Annotated in this window: 2 protein-coding genes; both read right to left on the minus strand. The window is 72.1% G+C overall.

Translation table 11 applies throughout. The features are described 5' to 3' along the window. A partial coding sequence (locus BN11_RS21130) for an ATP-dependent DNA helicase (RefSeq protein ID WP_048700462.1) occupies positions 1-663 on the minus strand: 663 nt, incomplete at its 3' end. 68 nt (positions 664-731) lie between these two features. Next, on the minus strand, positions 732-1,607 hold an 876-nt coding region (locus BN11_RS21135; protein ID WP_048700464.1), incomplete at its 5' end, for an LLM class flavin-dependent oxidoreductase.

The raw sequence follows: 1,607 nt of genomic DNA on the forward strand, positions 1-1,607 counted from the left end.
GGCGTCGATCGCGAGGAAGGAGTGGTTGGTGACGACGATGTCGACATCCTTGGCGGCGGCCCGGGAGCGTTCGACGAAGCACTCGCCGGCCAGCGGGCAGCGCGAGCCGAGACACTCCTCGGCGGCGACGCTGACCTGGCGCCAGGCCCGCTCGGACACACCCGGGACGAGCTCGTCGCGGTCACCGGACTCGGTCTCCTGGGCCCATTCGCGCAGGCGAACGACCTCCTTGCCGAGCCGGCCTGCGGAGGCATCGGCCTCCCCCACGTCGAAGAGGCCCTCGTCCTCGTCGGGGAAGCCGCCCTCGAGCTTGTGCAGGCAGACATAGTTGCGGCGGCCCTTGACCAGGGCATAGGTCGGGCGCCGCCCGAGGATCGGGGCCAGGGCGGTGGCCAGCCGCGGCAGGTCGCGATCGATGATCTGCCCCTGGAGGGCCAAGGTGGCCGTGGCGACGATGGCGGGCTTGCCGCTGCGCTGCGCGTGCAGGATCGCCGGGACGAGGTAGCCGAGGGACTTGCCCGTGCCGGTGCCGGCCTGGACGAGCAGGTGCTCCTCCTTGTCGACGGCGTCGAGCACCGCCTGCGCCATCTGGGTCTGACCCGGCCGCTGCGTGCCGCCGAGGTCGCTGACCGCGGCGTGCAGGAGCTCGGGGAGATTCGGCATACCGGCCAGCCTATGTCCGCGGGCCGACACCGCCCGGGCCTTATCCACACCCCCGGCGAGGCGGACCGTCAGTCGATGGCCGCGAGGACGTCGAGGACCGTATGCCGCGCGGCGAGGTCGGGGGCGGGGTTGGTGATCATCAGCTCGTCGGCCCCGCATTGCTCGCGGAAGGTGCGCAGATAATCGGCCACCTCGTCGCGATCCCCCACCGCCGTGTAGGTGAGCATGTGCCGGGCCTGGTCCGCGACGGGGGAGGTCATCAGCGCGTCGACCGCCGCGTCGTCCAGTCGTCCGGCGTATGCCGGGACCCGCTCGGCGAGATTGCGCACCCGGGAGCGGAGCACCCGATCCGCCAGCTCGCGGGCCGCCCCGCCCTCAGCCGCGGCGATGACGTTGAGCGCGGCGACGGCATACGGCTCGGCGAGCTGCTCGGAGGGCTGGAAGCGCTCCCGATAGACCCGCATCGCCGCGTGCAACGCGTCGGGCGCGAAGTGGCTCGCGAAGGCATACGGCAACCCGAACGCGGCGGCCAGCTGCGCGCCGTACAGCGAAGACCCGAGGATGTAGAGCGGCACCCGCGTGCCCGCGCCTGGGTGCGCCGACACGGTCGGGATCAGGGACTCCCCGGCGAGATAACCCTGCAATTCCCTGATGTCGGAAGGGAATTCGTCGGAGGCGCGCGGGTCGCGACGCAGGGCGCGGAGGGTGACCTGGTCGGTGCCCGGGGCGCGCCCGAGGCCCAGGTCGATCCGTCCCGGATGCAACTCGGCCAGGGTGCCGAACTGCTCGGCGATGATGAGCGGGGCGTGGTTGGGCAGCATGACCCCGCCCGCGCCGAGGCGGATCCGTTCGGTGCGGGCCGCGACATGGGCGATGAGAACCGCCGTGGCCGAGGAGGCGATGGCGGGCATGTTGTGGTGCTCGGCATACCAGATCCGCTCGAA

It is taken from the genome of Nostocoides australiense Ben110, from assembly GCF_001050535.1.
Taxonomy (GTDB): domain Bacteria; phylum Actinomycetota; class Actinomycetes; order Actinomycetales; family Dermatophilaceae; genus Nostocoides_A; species Nostocoides_A australiense.